Annotated in this window: 12 protein-coding genes; all 12 read right to left on the minus strand. The window is 43.7% G+C overall.

What is annotated here, in order from left to right; translation table 11 throughout:
* Positions 1–61: 61 nt before the first annotated feature.
* Entirely contained in the window at positions 62–1,675 is a 1,614-nt protein-coding gene (locus AC787_RS13580) for a Tn7-like element transposition protein TnsE (RefSeq protein ID WP_054025275.1), read from the minus strand.
* A complete protein-coding gene (locus AC787_RS13585; protein ID WP_054025276.1) occupies positions 1,663–3,438 on the minus strand; it encodes a TnsD family Tn7-like transposition protein in 1,776 nt (591 codons plus the stop codon). The genes AC787_RS13580 and AC787_RS13585 overlap by 13 nt, the downstream gene beginning before the upstream one ends.
* Before the next feature lie 12 nt (positions 3,439–3,450).
* On the minus strand, positions 3,451–5,121 hold the full coding sequence (locus AC787_RS13590; RefSeq protein WP_063847527.1) for an ATP-binding protein: 1,671 nt from the start codon (positions 5,119–5,121) through the stop codon (positions 3,451–3,453).
* Positions 5,118–7,322: a Mu transposase C-terminal domain-containing protein gene (locus tag AC787_RS13595; RefSeq protein WP_235560977.1), complete on the minus strand. Its 2,205-nt coding sequence runs from the start codon at positions 7,320–7,322 to the stop codon at positions 5,118–5,120. Before AC787_RS13595 ends, AC787_RS13590 begins: the two co-directional genes overlap by 4 nt.
* Positions 7,319–8,143: a heteromeric transposase endonuclease subunit TnsA gene (locus AC787_RS13600; protein ID WP_054025278.1), complete on the minus strand. Its 825-nt coding sequence runs from the start codon at positions 8,141–8,143 to the stop codon at positions 7,319–7,321. Before AC787_RS13600 ends, AC787_RS13595 begins: the two co-directional genes overlap by 4 nt.
* 273 nt (positions 8,144–8,416) lie before the next feature.
* Positions 8,417–10,249, minus strand: coding sequence for a glutamine--fructose-6-phosphate transaminase (isomerizing) (glmS, locus tag AC787_RS13605; protein ID WP_054025279.1), 1,833 nt, complete (start codon positions 10,247–10,249; stop codon positions 8,417–8,419).
* Positions 10,250–10,416: 167 nt separating this feature from the next.
* The gene (locus tag AC787_RS33780; protein ID WP_152970632.1) at positions 10,417–10,596 is read right to left on the minus strand and encodes a hypothetical protein; all 180 of its coding nucleotides are present in this window, start codon (positions 10,594–10,596) and stop codon (positions 10,417–10,419) included.
* A gap of 204 nt (positions 10,597–10,800) precedes the next feature.
* A complete protein-coding gene (gene glmM / locus AC787_RS13610) occupies positions 10,801–12,141 on the minus strand; it encodes a phosphoglucosamine mutase (protein WP_054025280.1) in 1,341 nt (446 codons plus the stop codon).
* Positions 12,142–12,203: 62 nt separating this feature from the next.
* Positions 12,204–13,601: a YbbR-like domain-containing protein gene (locus AC787_RS13615; RefSeq protein ID WP_054025281.1), complete on the minus strand. Its 1,398-nt coding sequence runs from the start codon at positions 13,599–13,601 to the stop codon at positions 12,204–12,206.
* Positions 13,594–14,436, minus strand: a complete 843-nt coding sequence (gene cdaA / locus AC787_RS13620) for a diadenylate cyclase CdaA (protein WP_054025282.1) — start codon at positions 14,434–14,436, stop codon at positions 13,594–13,596. Before cdaA ends, AC787_RS13615 begins: the two co-directional genes overlap by 8 nt.
* Before the next feature lie 142 nt (positions 14,437–14,578).
* Positions 14,579–15,217, minus strand: a complete 639-nt coding sequence (locus tag AC787_RS13625; protein WP_054025283.1) for a zf-HC2 domain-containing protein — start codon at positions 15,215–15,217, stop codon at positions 14,579–14,581.
* A 210-nt stretch (positions 15,218–15,427) separates the two neighbouring features.
* A complete protein-coding gene (sigW, locus tag AC787_RS13630) occupies positions 15,428–15,994 on the minus strand; it encodes an RNA polymerase sigma factor SigW (protein ID WP_054025284.1) in 567 nt (188 codons plus the stop codon).
* Positions 15,995–16,086 lie beyond the last annotated feature (92 nt).

Below are 16,086 nucleotides of genomic sequence, written 5' to 3' on the forward strand. Positions count from 1 at the left end.
ATACTGTATCACACTTATTCTACACGAGATGTTCGTGACCTACTAGAGAAATTCGTTAAAATTAGTGATGAATCTTATCCTGTACGCGAGATGCCCAATCACTTACGGAATCATTCTGATAATGCTTCACTTTTTCTATTAACAATTTTTCGCGAATTTCTAAAACTTTCTTATCCCAATGACCACTTCTCTGCACTAAACCGTCCAAAAGGAACTTAATTTCATTTTCGATCGCCTTGAATGACATTTCTTTCAGTGGTTGCAAAATAAGCGTCGATATCGACCATTCATCAGGTCTAGCAACCTCGACAATATATTTAGTAATAACTGTGCTAGATACCTGAACGATAGCACAAGTCCGACGAGCTCCATTCGGACAAATTGAGAACCGCTTACCTGGAGGAACTCGTACTACGGACATCCGAATAGAATACGAAGTCATTTCCTTCAGCATACTAATCATCTTAAAAAAGTCTTCTAAGCCAACTGCTTCTGAAACTGAAACCATCTCTAACGTTTGAAAATCAATCGGCGGTGTATCTCCACCTACGATCGAATCCTGCACGCTCACTTCCTTTGCATCCCCCGATGATTTGCCGCCTTTACCAGAGTTAACAACAACATCGTTGCCTGTATTCGTTCGCCTCACGCTTTTCTTTCGAGTCCTTACTACTGGAAAATTAATAAACTTCATGTAGGTGGGAGGGGCCTCAAACACATCCTGATTGGTATCTTCTTTTGCATTTTCACTTTCATCATTAATCACAATGTCGTCATTTTTACTACGAGACGTTATCCGTAAACGTTTTTCGCCGAAAACAGGCTCCTGTCGCTTCTTGGAATGATGCCATAATTCAATTTCATTGGCCGGATGTGTGAATCCCCCCAAACCAATAATCTCTTTAACCAAAATTGTATTTAAAAACTTTTCGCCTCGAACTGTCATTTCAATTGGGCCTGTGGGTGGCAACTCTACACTAAGAGGAATGCCTCTCCTTAACGTAATGGAAGGATTTATAGGCGTTCCATTCACGGCTTGACTAAACAAAATTCGATATACAGAATCCCACATAGCTTTTATTTTGAAGTCCAAATATATCCACGACATGAGACGAGCATTACTCTCCGTAGCCAACGCACTAGAAACACGGTTGCCCAGATGAAAGTGAAGAACATTTCTTTCAAACTCACACTTATCAATAAGTTGTTCCAAGCCATGTGGCTCTAGCAAAGAATTAGCTAATAGGCTTGAATTAATAAACATTGCTCTAAGAAGCTCCATAACAGGAATACAAAATGTTAAATCCTTTATAGAAAATTGAATGATATTTTGCATACCGAGCTCAGGATTCTTGCCAAAATCAATTAGCCGCTTTGGCAGTTTAAAGGAATTCACAATCACCCCTGAATCTAGAGAAGATATTGTGAAATTGTAGGCTGACCCGCTCATCGGACGAACTTGATTCAAGTTACCATTTGTATAAATCTGACCAAGTCTTAAGAGTGGAATTGCCCCCCATGGGCGAGACAGGATGTTTAGATCACCGGAAGCCCTTTTAAATGCAATTCGAACACTCCAATCTCTCCTATAATTCATATAAGGCGAGCCAAACCAAAACAACTCGACATCTTCATCTTCTAAAAATGTCCAAGGTCGAAATCCTATTGAACGCACTGTGTCGTCACCTCATTTGTGTATTCCGATGTATGTAATCCATAGCCGCTATAGCGTTCAAGTGCTTCAGAAACAGTGTGTGAATAACCTGGTTTTAAACCAGCTTTCCTGAAAATCTTCCAGCGTTTGATAGGAAACTCGTCTTTCATGTGTTCCGAAGCCCATTTAACTCTTCGAATTTGAAATTGTTCCACTGACTCCAGATAGTTCGACAGGATTCCTATTGTGACAGGAAGCTTCTCTTTATGTTTCTCAAGCAACGACAGTCTTCCAATACGCTTGCCTATTGAGGCAATAGTGATTTGAACAGGCTTAGTTTCCCTTTCATTAAGCAGCGTTTTACAAGCTTCTTCAACTTCCCAGCTTAATTCGAGATCACGTTTTTCCCAATCCACCCGAACGTAACCTACGGCAAGCTTATTTCTTGGATGCTGTACTTTTATAGTTTTTTGAGATGATGGGGACTCTTCACCACATGCTTTCTGAATTTCCTGATCATAGCGTGCATATTTAATGATTGTTTTCGTATCCACCCCTAATCTCGCGGCTGTTGCCCGATAGGATAAACCATCCTGCATATGATCCTTCAATTGATTCATCCAGACATGCCCGAAAGCTTTAATACGACCAATTCGCAAACGGTCCTCAATATTATGATCTGGTCCTCTTCTGGAATATGAAAAACCACATCTGCATGTAAATGTGCCAACCGGATTACCTGTGTCCGTGCAACGAGTAATCCGTATACCTTCAATAATAGATTTTCTGTAATGAACCGCAGCCTTATTGAGACATGGCCACGGACCTTCTCCGAAAGGGGAGTAGACTGTCTTCATTTGCCCCAAGAAGTCCGAGAAGGATCCAAATAGAAAGTGTATCAGCAATAGATTTCTCAACGGATGAACAGCCCTACGAGCTTTCCTAGCTGCCACTGCGAGCCATGAATAATGCTCCCCATAAATCACACAATCTAGCATTTCAAGTAATTCCCGACCGTAGTAGCCCATAATTTGATCTTCAAGTTTACGTTGCCGAATGTGTTTACCTGGCGTCAAACATCCGCGTTCGTTTAATTTATAAAGTAACGACTCACGGAGATTATAGAGCTCAAGCGAGTTTCCTACGCTTATTAGCCGTTGAACATCCAGCGCAATGTCAAACAACTTTAATAAAAGCTTGTCTGGTAGATTCTTCTGAATCGGCTCCGACTTAAATAAATATCTGGAAATTGGCAACACCGTTAAACCGTGTCGCTCCGCCACAGGATATATTATTCGATGCAATACAACACAGTGGAATGGACAAACCATTACACCAGTAATCTGATGAATACGATGCCAGTAGGGTTCTCCAAACTGTTTAATATTAGCCTCATAACAATCCGGACAAAACTTCAATTCACCGCTTCGATCAATGGTGCTAGCCGTAATACCAACGAACGTATGAATACCTGATCCATCTTTGCTTTTCATCAGTTGTTTTAGTCGTTTGCTGCGTTCAATCGGAAGAAAGGGTGCATAGAACGGATATAGCGTATGCTCATCAATCCACTGATCGGAAGACATTCCTGTTTGTGAACTCCGCTCTGTGAAATCATCCAAGTGACTGGGAAGATCCAATGTTGGAATAACATTTTCTGTACCGTATACTTCTCTTAGCGTCCACTTTGGACTTGAGTTGTTCATACGTAGGTGATAGCGAGTGATTACGCCATACAACAATTCATCCGGATAGGGGAGAGGCACGCTACCATATCCATTCATTTACTCACCACCTCAGCCAAGAAACTCCAACGGATCTTTAATATATCCAGCAGCCCTAAGTGAATCGTAGGCTGGTAGCTTCTTCTTTTTCCCTTGGGTCATAATTACTCGCAAATCATGAGGTGCTGTCGGTAACACCTTAGGCGTACGTTTACTGCGTTGCACTGCGGCTTCACTCGTTACTTTCCTCTGCTTCTGTAATGCGAGCTTTAGCGCCTCTTTGTGAAGATCAACGACATCCAACTCATGCAAATGTGCTTTTGTAACCTCTTTTGCAGACTGTAATGCAACCGACTGTTCAACGCCTGCATCTATTAGCCAAGCGCTTATTTCATTCACAGTCTGCTCGCTGACATCATAACCAAGCTCTGTACGTATCACTTCTAATCTTTCAGCTTGCCGTTGTTCAGCTTCAATCCGATCCAGGTAATCATCCACAGAAACACTATCGTAAATATCAGCAAACATCTGAATTTGCTTCTTCTTACCTGAACGTAAGGCCTCCAAAGCAGGCTTGATTAAGATGAGACGATCCTTTGCAACAGATCGAATTAATTCTGGTGTAATATGCTCGATATCCTTATCCAACGCTCGCCATTGCGTCAACATAAACAGCTTTATTGCAACGTCAGATATGCCTTGAGATTCGTCGAACATTACATCTATAAACTCTTGAGTTAAGTCGACCTTCTTGTCTGTCCACTGATACTTCCACAAGCCTTGCAGCAGCCATTCCCACTCATCATCTTTCTTGAAGTGATGCCATGTGGCATCCCCTTGACCGCTGTTACGCCGCGCATTTCGGAATTCACCATTTAGTGCCGGGAGCGCTTTGTATGTGCCCACAAGAATGACAGGCAATCCAATCGTATTCACCAATTGAACGAAGAAATTCAACATTTGAGCTGCGCGATCATCTTTGGCTTCTTGCAAATTTTGAATCTCATCAATGACCAATACACCAAGACAATGAACCGCAGCAGCCTGAGCCATAATTGGGAGCAGCTCATCCGGAGTTTTAGTCGCATTCTTTTTGTAATATCTAGTGCCGACCAAACTATCAACCGCCAGTAGAAAATTCAAACATAACCCTCTAATAGAACCATCATGTGGACAATCCATTTTCAGCCATACAATTTGATAGGGAGCAGGCATATCTTGCTCTCTATATTTGCGATGCAAGATGACTTGCGGATACATTTGCAAAATCCGCATCAGACTGCTGGATTTCCCAATTCCAGATATACCGACTAGAGCGAATCCAGCAGAGGTAGGGGTATTGACCGGGTATCCGTTTGTAGTCCCCTTCATAATGAGCTCATACGCGTCTTTACGGGCTCTAAAAGCATAATTAGGAGTCAGTGGATTACGCCCCACATAGCCGTCTCTAATCAATCTAGAGAGGCTTTGCTGCAATTCCAAATGTCTGGATAGCGGCCGAAAGAAATCCCTTGAAATCCTCTGAACGCAATGCATGCGAAGATGAACCGGCAAATTACGTTCTGAAGGATTGAAAATCGGACTTGAAGACAGGCTTTTCACTACTGCATGATCATCCCAGATAGGTGGGAGTGCTTCTAGTAATGGATTATTTCGATAATCCTCCAATAAAGGATCTTGGTAGTCCGCTTCTATAAATTCACCACGACTGAACTGAAACAACGGGATATCAAACTCACTCATTCTTCATCACCATCTTCCTGCAAATATGCTTTTATTTTCGATAGCTTATCTGCAGGAGGGATATACGTTTGTTTTTTCTCAACAGCATCATCGCGTTTTAAAGGAATTACATTATTGGTTGAGTCATTCGACGCAGTACCTTGATCGGATAACTGAAAAGCTTCATGTTTGCGGTTTTCAAGTTTTTCATTGGTACGACGCTGTCTAGTTCCTTTCAAACGTTGATTATTGCTTTCTTCGCTTTGTTGAATGGCTTCAATCGTTTTCTTAGCTGCCATTTCAACAATTGCCTTCGTTTGAGCATCGAGTTCGATTTTGGACAGCATGTTATTCACATCTTGGTACCTTCCTTGGTATCTCTCAATCTCTAACAGATCTTCTACTTCCTCAAACCTTTTATTAAGATATCTTTCTTCCCGCTCAAGAAGTGTACATGTTTCGAATTGGTGCCCATTGTTCAACCACAAATAAATTTCATTTGTAGACCGTGGGTCGAAACATACCTTTACCTTCCACGTTTTTTCTGCTCTGGCCTTTATAAACCATTGCTCCCGCATCGCTAATTCACATCCGTAATGCACGCCTTTGAACTGAATTCCTGCAGCAGTAACGGTAGCTTCACCTTGAAGCATTAAGTTTAGCTTTACGATATGCTCGGGCTGTTTTTTAAGACGCCCATTACGATTAACAATCCCCCAATGCCACAAATTTCTAGGAATAGGGGTAACCTCATCAGCCACCATAAATTCGTTCCTGTCATACCACAACATATGATGGTCATTATTGTGATAGAGAATGTTATGAATCATAATCTGTGTAAACTCACTAAGGGTCAGCTTTGCATCCAAGCGATAATCCCTTTCTCCACGCTCTCTATAACGTTCTTTAATTGCTCCAGGAATAAATCGTATGCTTCGCAGATTCGTTAATCGGAACTGCTGCTCAACAATTCCTTTCCAATCTGCCCGATAAGGAGGAGCATTTTCTACATCGACGCCCAGAACATCAATAAGTTGGCTTGGTCTAGTTCCTTCAAGTTCCCCACGATCTGCCGTTAGTTTTTGCGGTAAATGACTGCTTACCCAATCCTCCGGATCAATATCAATACCATATTGTGCGCAGAACTTTACCTTGTCGGTTGTCGTATTGGCCAATGCCATCATTGCACCAATCCAGCTTGGTCCTTCAAGGCCAATGTAAATTCCTGCAATGTATCTACTAAAAACATCGATAACAATGTAAATAATTGGACGACCTATAATCCATTCACGTCGATATTCACTGACCAAATAAACATCCGCTACCGTTGCATCTATTTGAAACCTGGAACCAGGACCAAAGCTTTCATAAGTAGAACTACCGAGAATGGGGCGATAATCTAATGCAAATCTCTTCTTGCCTAGTCTGCTTTTAATCGTATCCTCCAGATCCATTTCTTTTTTGAACCAATACTTGTATTGTCCGAAGGTTGGTAACTGATCTGGAGAAGGAAGTACAGGTACGACCGCCTGTCCACTTTGACGAAAACCAGATGCAAAGAATTTTTCAAGTGTCTTCTGATAGGCATGCTTGAGTGGAGATTTATCCTTATTGTTGTAAAACAACCGAATACCTGATCTGAGCAATTGTTTGATATCTTCATCAATATTGATCCCAACAGGTTCATCTTCAAATTTCCTTGGACGGCCACGTTTAGTTTCCTTAGGTGTTCTATCATTTCCGAGGCTTCCACAATTATTAAAATGGGGCAATAATGCATTTTTCATCTTGCCACCTTGCCAATATCTACGTAAATAACGATAAATCGTACTTTTATGAAGTCCTGTACGTTCTTGTACTTCCTTGATGCGAGATCCCCTAAAGCCTTTTTCAAAACAACTTGGCTCATCAAGCACTATATCCTTAATAGCATCCCATGATTTATCACGAATATTTAAATGCTCACTATCAATATTAGAATCTAATAGGGGGACATTATCATTAATCCAATCAATCTGTTTTAACAGATCTGCTTCAAAGCCTGCTGTATACTCAGAGTAAGTTTTCATAATAGGGAAAGCTTTTTCATCACCCATCGCAATACTAAAGAGAATATCTTCGACAGGCGAAATCCATACTATACGTTCTACAAAACGATACTCAGAATCAGACATCTTCCATTCCACAACCATATTTTCATAGAGTGATTGCATGTCTTTCATCCACCTTTCGCTAGTTTCTCTACTGCTGCATTTATCATGAAGTCTCTCACTGCATTCGTTGGAATGATTCTTTCATTCATATCTACAGACCATATTTTACGTGCTAAAAGATGACGAAAAAGTGCCAAAGACGTTCCTAGCTCTAATCCAAGTTGTTCGTCACAGAATGAACAAGCTCTGGAAATAGCCTCACCGGAATTCAGACGGGTTGAAAGCATTCGCTGTAAATTAGTGATAACGAATCCTCCTAATTCAAAGACGTCATCGTTGTGATACTCTTTATGAATCCATTCAATATTCCTAATTAGAACATCCGGCAAGTCTTGATCGGTGATAATTCCCCAGTCAACATGCCGTTCTTCCCAGTAAACACGCTCTATTTCAAATTTTGCGATTGTTCGCTCATTTTCTAATTCCGAAAATGGCTTAAGCGTTCTTGCGTAGTGCTTATCCTTATATGTAATAAGAAAATCAGTTGTCATTACAATGTCCACGCCTGTCTTCGGATCAGCAGGGTGCTTTACGCCTATTTTTTCTGCTATCAACTTAGTTTCTTCCAACGGAAGAAGAGGGAACTGCTCACGAATATCCGACACATTATCTGAATAATCCAATAGATAGCAATAATCACGTTCTATATCTGAAAGAAGCTCATGCCTTCTGCCCGTTGTCCAACCCACACCACGAGTGGCTCTGCCATCCGAGGGAACATCCTGAATTCGAAGCCATGGAAGATAATCTTTGCCTGTCCCTTGACCTCTTCCTTCTCTAATAAAGCGATCTATCTTTGCTTCTGTGATCTCCCGTTTCCGTTTGGCCATTACGAACCACCCCCAAAATGAAATTAAAAAAAATGAGGCTACCCGAAGGCAGCCTCAAATAGAGTCATGTTGTTTGTTCTGGATGTCGATTCTGTAGACAGTAGTAGAGCTCCTAGTAGCAGTATGGCCAATTACGTCAGTCTAATACTTTATTTTCCCAGTCTACAACTTTATTTTCTCAGTCTAATACTTTATTTTCTTAGTCTAATACTTTATTTTTCAGTCTAACACTTTATTTTCTTTTAACAATTATCAATAATTGAAAACCAATCCCTACTCCACCGTAACACTCTTAGCCAAATTCCGCGGTTTATCCACGTCATGCTCAAGCGCTAACGAAGCATAATAGGAAATCAGTTGAAGCGGAACTACTGAAAGCGCTGGTGACAAGAGCGGAAGTGTCTTCGGAATCGCGAATAGCTCATCGACAGATTTCGCAACTTCTTCCTCTGCACCTTGGTTCGCTATGCCTATAACATGAGCGCCGCGCGCTTTTACTTCTTTAATGTTGCTAAGTGTTTTCTCGTATAGCTCTTCTTGCGTAACAAGCGCGATAACCGGAATTCCTTCCTCTATTAGCGCCAAGGTACCATGCTTCAGCTCTCCTGCTGCATAAGCCTCAGAGTGAATGTACGAGATCTCTTTCAGCTTCAGCGAGCCTTCTTGCGCTACTGCGTAGTCAACGCCACGGCCGATGAAGAACAAATGTTTGTGATGCGAGAACGACTCTGCAACTTGTTTAAGCACATGCGCTTGCTCTAGGATGCGCTCAACCTGTGTAGGTAGCTCATGCATAGCCTCAATAACTTCTGCGATGTAAGAAGCTTCTTTGGTCTCAAGCGTACCTGCCATGTGTAGACCCAGCAGATAAAAAGCAATCAATTGCGAGCTGTATGCTTTTGTCGAAGCAACCGCAATTTCCAGACCTGCCCATGTAATAAGCACATGATCTGCTTCGCGGGCAACCGAGCTGCCTACTACGTTCGTGATGGCAAGCACGCGAGCGCCGTTGCGCTGTGCTTCACGTAGAGCAGCAAGCGTATCAGCAGTTTCGCCAGATTGACTTACAACGATAACGAGCGTATCCGGCGTAATAATCGGTGAGCGGTAACGGTACTCGGATGCCACATCCGTCTCAACCGGAATACGTGCAAGCGACTCAATGACCGTTTTGCCGACAAGACCTGCGTGGTAAGCCGTTCCACATGCTACGATGTGTACTTTACGGATAGATTTAATATATTCAGCTGACATCCCAAGCTCTTTTAAGTCGACAGATTTGCCGTCCTCCGAGATTCGACTCATCATCGTATCACGGTAAGCTTTTGGCTGTTCGTGAATTTCCTTCAGCATGAAGTGATCAAATCCAGCTTTCTCTGCCGTTACTAGATCCCAATCGACATGAAATATTTCCTTGGAAATAATTTCGCCTTCAGTCGTCATTACTTCGACAGCATCACGTGTCAGGATTGCCATTTCGCCGTCGTTCAAAATGTAAACGTTGCGCGTATGCTCCAAGATAGCTGGAATATCCGAACCAATGAAGTTTTCGCCTTCTCCTACACCGATAACAAGCGGGCTTGCAAAACGAACAGCAACCAAGCGATCAGGTTCAAACTCAGTCAAAACACCAAGAGCGAATGCTCCACGCATACGTTTAACCGCACGCTGTACAGCTTCTACGATGTTGCCGTTATATTCATCAGCGATGAGATGAGAAATGACTTCCGTATCCGTTTCCGATACGAAAACATGCCCCTTCGTCATCAATTCTTCCTTCAAGTTCAAGTAATTCTCAATAATTCCGTTGTGAACAACAGAAAATTTAGCCGAGTTGTCCGTATGCGGATGCGAGTTCACATCAGATGGCTTACCATGAGTAGCCCAGCGTGTATGACCGATTCCAACAAAACCTTCCAGCGGTTCTTCACGCAGCAAGCCTTCAAGATTCGCGAGACGTCCTTTGGACTTTGTAATTTCGAGCCCGTTTTTCGTGAAGACAGCGATACCAGCGGAATCATAACCCCGGTACTCCAACTTCTTCAATCCTTCGAGCAAAATGTCCTGCGAGTCGCGTTTACCAATATATCCTACAATTCCACACATAATTTAATAGGCCTCCGATAGGTTATTTTCCCGTCCTAATCGGATGCCGCCAATGCGTGACACAGGCAATATGAAGTTGTCACAAAATAATCCGAATGATTGCGGAAAATGTAACCCCACTGCCCATGCCCACCCTACTGGTGGCATCTTGGACATACGGGAGTAAATTATAATCGAAGCCTGCCGCACGATTGTATGACCGGTCGCCCGGCCGTTTTACGTAACGGCTTTCGGTTGGCTTGTAATACCGGAAGGTCCCCGCCGAATGTTTCGAACACCTTCACCTCGTCAGCTTCCCGTATGAATACCCGCTTCAAGCTGATCCATCCAGCTCTACCACCGATCATTCATCACGCAAGCTCTGGCGCTTATCTTGCTTAAATAACCTCTATCCTCGCTTTCCTTCTTGAATCACACTACCTATCATATTCATTTTCCAGCTGCAGTGCAACCTTTCACTGAAAATATCCTTGTCCATTTTCCAAAATAATGCTCAAAAAACCCGCCGGCTACAAGAACCGACAGGCCTTCGACATCATTCTTCTCTATGATTAACCTAGTTCACTTTTAACGACATCAGCAATTTGTGCAACGTAAGCCTCGACCTGTTCCTTCTCTGGTCCTTCAGCCATAACCCGAATCAACGATTCCGTACCTGATGGACGAACAAGCACGCGGCCGTTGTCGCCAAGCTCAAGCTCTACACTTTTAACCGCTTCTTCAATCGCTGCATTGCCTTGATACAAGCTCTTGTCAGCTACACGTACGTTAACAAGCTTTTGCGGATATTTGCGCATAAGCCCTTTAAGCTCGCTTAGCTTCTTGCCGGAGGCTGCAATCGTATCAACGAGCTGAAGCGCAGTAAGAATACCGTCGCCAGTCGTAATATGGTCAAGGAAAATAACATGACCGGATTGTTCGCCGCCTAGATTGAAGCCGCCGCGACGCATTTCTTCCATCACGTAACGGTCACCGACTGCCGTTTGTGCAGTTTTCAGACCAATGCGTTCCGCTCCCTTGAAGAAGCCGATATTCGCCATAACCGTCGTTACAATAGTATCTTCTTTCAGCTTGCCAGCCCGCTTCATCGCATCGCCGATAATACAAAGAATAAAGTCGCCGTCTACTTCCTCGCCCTTTTCATCAATTGCAATCAGGCGATCAGCATCCCCGTCAAAAGAAAGCCCAAGGTCTGCGCCATGCGCCAGTACTTGCTCACGCAAATATTCTGGATGTGTTGATCCAACGCCAGCATTAATATTCAAGCCATCCGGCTCAGCGCCTACTGTTATAATGTCCGCTCCAAGCTCGCGGAATACAGAAGGAGCGAGCTCATATGCGGAACCGTTTGCGCAGTCCAGTACGATTTTTAGACCTTTGAATTCGCCTTTGATCGTTGTTTTCAAATATTCCAGATAACGCTGTTTAGCGCCTTTATCGCTTGATACCGCTCCGATATCTCCGCCCTCAGGCCGCGGTAATTCATCTGTAAGAGCATCAATTAGCTGTTCGATTTCGAGCTCGGTATCATCCGATAATTTAAAGCCGTCGCCAGCAAAAAATTTAATGCCGTTATCCTCTACAGGATTATGTGATGCAGAAATCATAACGCCAGCATCTGCGTTCAGCTCACGTGTAATATAAGCAACGGCTGGTGTTGATACGACACCTAGACGCACTACGCTTGCACCAATCGACAATAGACCCGCAATGAGTGCGGATTCCAGCATCGGTCCGGAAATACGTGTATCTAGACCAATAACTACCTTCGGCTTTTGAGCCTTATGTGTAAGAACATAGCCGCCGCAGCGACCGATTTTGTATGCTAGCTCAGGTGTAAGCTCACGATTGGCTACGCCGCGAACACCATCTGTACCGAAATATTTCCCCATGTTTAAAAAGCTCCTTTGTAATATATTGCTTTCGTTGTTCTATGCTTATTCATTCCTGATGATTATGGATTCGTAGTTGAACCGCCTGCTGCGTTTCCGTCTCCGTTGCCAGTCTCCTCACTGGTGTCTGGAGGTGGTGTCGTAGTTGGGGTTGGAGGCTCCTCTGTCGGAGTGCCTCCAACCTCCTCTGAGTTGTCCCCGCCTGATCCTGGGATTGAATTGTCCGTTATTTCAATGGTTACGGTCAAAGTTTGCCCATCAGCCAGTACCGTCTGCACATACGCTGGCACGTCGACCTGAAGCGTTATGACATGCATGCCTGGCCCTAGACCCTCGACATTTGCAATAATACTGATATCCGTTGCCTTAAGCGAGGATAACACCGGTTCTGCTCCGCTGACGGTTAAATCAAATTTACCGTTAGCTGGCGTTCGAATGGCCGCTGACAAGCCGCTTGCAACACCTTCTATGGATACATCCAATCCTGTAAGGGTTCTAGTTTTCACAGGAGCAACAACGACATCGAGCTCTACCTCTGCTGGATCAATTGCCTTTATTCCATCAATCAATTCCGTCTTCACTCGAATGGTTCCTGTTTGCTTCACTTTCGAGAGATCGAGCACGGCCCCATCGTAAACCTGCAGCCCGTCTAACACCTTCTGCTCGCCGTATACGGTCACCTTGTCGATAGCCGGCTTCACTGATAATAAGCTTAGTCCCTCAGGCAGAGTGCCTGTATAGCGCACTTGCAGAGGCAGCATCTTCAGCGGAGGCGTTACCTTGACCTCGACATTCAGCGTTTCAGGCGAAACGATCGCATTTGTCATTTCTATACCGTCTACATCGTATACGATAACTTTAGCCTTTTTGTTAACCACCGTTTTATCTGCGCCCTCGACATTAATTTCCGTCGTTACAGCACCGATTCTGCTCATATCATCCTTAGGCAGCGTAACCTGTACCCCTGTCGTTGGTGCTACGATTGTTGATGCTCCAACGATATAACCTTCAGCCGGCTTGCCTTCTATAATGACTTGAGGTTCGAAAGGCTTCGTTATAATTTCTTCGATCTGAACCGTAACGGTGCGCGGCGACATCTCCACAAGCGTAATTCCTTTAGGCAATTTCACAGTCAAAGGCAATTCCTGTATCCCTGGTTTTACGCCCTTCAAGTCCACTTGGACGACATAATCATCTTTTGAAGAAGCATTAAACAAAACAGTGAGCCTGCCCTGCACATCAAGCCGCACAACGGTAGGCTCCATAGCGGTTAACACATACTTATCAGTATCCAGACCATCTGCCGTAATAACCGATGCTTCTATCGTTTTTGTATCAATATTTGATGTCGCTGTCTGTGGTGATGTGTCCGGATCAATATGTACAACAGCCCAGAGCAGCAATCCGACTATGACAGAAATAATTTTGAGCGAGGTAGGGTGACTTAGCCATTTATCCATCACTGCCTCCTTTCCGCTTCCAAAGAGACGCTATCGTAACTCGTTCCTTCGTACGACCCGTCGTCTTCGGCGTCAGCTCATCAAAGAGCTTCGAAATCAGCGATTCCTCATTAATATCTCGTACAATCATGCCTCCTAGAGACAATGATACTTGTCCCGTTTCTTCCGAGACGGTTACGGACACCGCATCCGTTACTTCACTTACTCCGATAGCGGCACGGTGGCGAGTTCCAAGCTCCTTGCTTATAAAAGGATTTTCCGATAGAGGCAAGTAGCAGCCCGCCGCCATAATTTGATTAGAGCGAATAATGACAGCTCCATCATGCAGCGGTGTATTCGGTGTGAAAATGTTAATAAGCAGCTCCGATGTAATTTTTGATTCCATGCGGATGCCTGATTCAATCAATTCACTCAAACCTGTGCTACGCTCAAATACGATTAACGCCCCGATTTTTCGTTCTGCCATAAAACGGACAGCTTTAATTACGCCGTCAATTTGTTCATTAACGACATCCCGATCAAGTGAAAACGACCGCGCAAACAGCTTTCCACGACCAAGCTGCTCCAGTACGCGTCTCAGCTCCGGCTGAAAAATAATTAGCACGCTCACAATTCCGAATGTGAACATCTGATTCATTAGCCATTTCAGCGTATACAGATTGAACCATGTACTCAGCGCCCATACAGCAACGAGTACAACGATCCCTTTTAAAAGTTGAACTGCGCGAGTTCCGCGTACAAGCAAAATCATTTTATAAATAATATAACTAACTATACCAACGTCTATAATATCCTTTAAATAGTCATGCCATGTTAAATCTGAGAAATAACTCATTTGCCAACCCCCAACAGCCGATCCCCTTATTCTTGTCTAATTATCGGTTTTCAACTTTATTATTTTCTATAAATGGGATTGGAAATCCTTTTTTTCAAAAAAAAATAAAAAACGCCCCCCTACAAGAGGGAGGCAGCTTGCTTTAGCGAGCGTTACCGCCAAAAGTTTGCGTTACTTTGTACCAGAACCAATCGAGCGCTTGATCGATCGTTCTGCTCTGTCCCGCGATATGACCAGTCGAAGCCAGGTTCAAGGTTCCATCAATGACGGTAACGTTACCGTCCACCTCGCCCTTAACATCAGCTACTCCATTTTCTACGGTCAAGTTTCCCGTTAGATGAGCACCCTCCGGCACAATAACTGTATTTCCTTCTATAATGACCTGCTGAAGATCCTCGCCTGCTACAATTAGCTTGGTATCCTCTTCCCACATCGTGAAGAAGCTGCCTAACATAACGAGTACAAACACAGCAGCTGCAGTAACACCCGGATATCGATAAATAAAACGTACGATGCGGTTGGTCTGCTTGCTCTGTTTCTTCGGCAATTGCTGCATAATTCGCTGGTTTAAAAGCTCGGATGCCTTCTTGTCATACTCCGCGGCAGGCTTAATCGCTTCTAAAGTCTGGAACACCGCGGCGTCCGTCTTCTGGAGCTGTTCAAACCGACTGCGGCAAGCGGGACAGGAAAGCAAATGAGATTTTAACGTAACGATATCTTCACGCGGCAGCTCGCCGTCCAAATAATCATGCATCCATACGATAGCGACGTTGCAATTCATAGCAGCCAGTCCTTTCTTTCAGTTGCTCGCGCATTAAGTTCTTATCTCGCTATTAGGATACGTTACTAGCAAGAAGGATGTTTCACTTTTTTTTGAAATCGCATAAGTAATCATTTTCAGGTAAGGATTAAGCTTGAATTTCTCCCAAAAAGAAGCCTATGTCTGTCCTAGACATGGCTTTCCTTTAACGGATCGTATCATTATTTAGTATTATAATTTATGCTCAAGCTTCTTGCGAAGAAACTCTCTGCCGCGATGAACCCGTGTCTTTATAGTCGTGACAGGCATGTCCAGCACATCGCCAATTTCCTGCAAAGACAGGTCCTGCATATATCTAAGCGTCATAACGCTCTTATATTTCGGTGGCAGCGATGCAATAGCCGCATGAATAATGCGCTGTGTATCCGATAGAAGAAGCTCTGACTCTGGCGTTCGATTATCGCTCGGTATCATCGAATAACCATCTAACCCTTCATGATCGGATGACTCTGCATCCAGTGAATAGGTCGGCTTGCGTTTACGCAGTCGATCAATACATAGGTTTGTAGCAATTCTATATATCCAAGTTGAAAATTTTAACGTTTCATCATATCTATCCAGGTTTTTGTAAACACGAAGGAAGGTATCCTGTACGACATCCTCCGCTTCCTGGCGGCTGTTTAACATTCGATATGCCATATGAAAGAGCTTGTCTTGATAGAGGTCTACAAGCTCAGCAAAAGCCTGCTGATCGCCTTTAAGCGATAACTTCGCTAGGCGTGCTTCCAATACAATCACCTAAACTCCTCCAAACCTTCCATTCGATCGGCTGATCGCCTTGCTCTATTTATAAAATCATAATGTCTGCACCCGTACCCATACGCACTAGA

The sequence above is a fragment of the Bacillus sp. FJAT-28004 genome (assembly GCF_001280845.1).
Lineage (GTDB): Bacteria > Bacillota > Bacilli > Paenibacillales > Paenibacillaceae > Pristimantibacillus.

What these genes read in the sequence shown, in the direction of transcription:
- glmS (WP_054025279.1), bottom strand. Translation starts at nt 10,249, where the DNA reads ATGTGTGGAATTGTAGGATATATTGGTAAACGCGACTCGCAGGACATT.
- AC787_RS33780 (WP_152970632.1), bottom strand. Translation starts at nt 10,596, where the DNA reads ATGATCGGTGGTAGAGCTGGATGGATCAGCTTGAAGCGGGTATTCATA.
- AC787_RS13585 (WP_054025276.1), bottom strand. Translation starts at nt 3,438, where the DNA reads ATGAATGGATATGGTAGCGTGCCTCTCCCCTATCCGGATGAATTGTTG.
- AC787_RS13615 (WP_054025281.1), bottom strand. Translation starts at nt 13,601, where the DNA reads ATGGATAAATGGCTAAGTCACCCTACCTCGCTCAAAATTATTTCTGTC.
- cdaA (WP_054025282.1), bottom strand. Translation starts at nt 14,436, where the DNA reads ATGAGTTATTTCTCAGATTTAACATGGCATGACTATTTAAAGGATATT.
- AC787_RS13600 (WP_054025278.1), bottom strand. Translation starts at nt 8,143, where the DNA reads ATGGCCAAACGGAAACGGGAGATCACAGAAGCAAAGATAGATCGCTTT.
- glmM (WP_054025280.1), bottom strand. Translation starts at nt 12,141, where the DNA reads ATGGGGAAATATTTCGGTACAGATGGTGTTCGCGGCGTAGCCAATCGT.
- AC787_RS13625 (WP_054025283.1), bottom strand. Translation starts at nt 15,217, where the DNA reads ATGAATTGCAACGTCGCTATCGTATGGATGCATGATTATTTGGACGGC.
- AC787_RS13595 (WP_235560977.1), bottom strand. Translation starts at nt 7,322, where the DNA reads ATGAAAGACATGCAATCACTCTATGAAAATATGGTTGTGGAATGGAAG.
- AC787_RS13590 (WP_063847527.1), bottom strand. Translation starts at nt 5,121, where the DNA reads ATGAGTGAGTTTGATATCCCGTTGTTTCAGTTCAGTCGTGGTGAATTT.